Annotated in this window: 1 protein-coding gene; it reads left to right on the forward strand. The window is 65.6% G+C overall.

The genetic code is table 11. From position 1 onward, the window contains the following. The coding region (locus tag PI86_RS15460; RefSeq protein ID WP_039324332.1) for an NAD(P)/FAD-dependent oxidoreductase at positions 1-515 on the forward strand (515 nt) is incomplete at both ends.

The following is a 515-nucleotide window of genomic DNA, read 5'->3' on the forward strand; positions in this document are numbered from 1 at the left end:
ACCGGCAACATGGGCGTGGGCAAGGACGGCGAGCCGACCGAGAACTTCCAGCTCGGCATGGAGCTGCACGCGAAGTACACGCTGTTCGCCGAAGGCTGCCGCGGTCATCTGGGCCGTCAGCTGATCTCGAAGTTCAAGCTCGACGCGAACGCGGATCCGCAGGCCTACGGGATCGGCATCAAGGAACTGTGGGAAATCGATCCCGCCAAGCACAAGCCGGGCCTCGTGATCCACACGGCCGGCTGGCCGTTGAAGTCGGATACCTACGGCGGCTCGTTCCTGTATCACATGGACAACAACCAGGTCGTGGTCGGCTTCGTGGTCGGCCTCGGCTACACGAACCCGTACCTGTCGCCGTTCGAGGAATTCCAGCGCTACAAGACGCATCCGTCGATCCGCGCGTTCCTCGAAGGCGGCAAGCGCGTGTCGTACGGCGCGCGGGCGATCACCGCGGGCGGCCTGCTGTCGCTGCCGAAGACGGTGTTCCCGGGCGGCGCGCTGATCGGCGACGACGC

It is taken from the genome of Burkholderia sp. A9 (assembly GCF_000801975.1).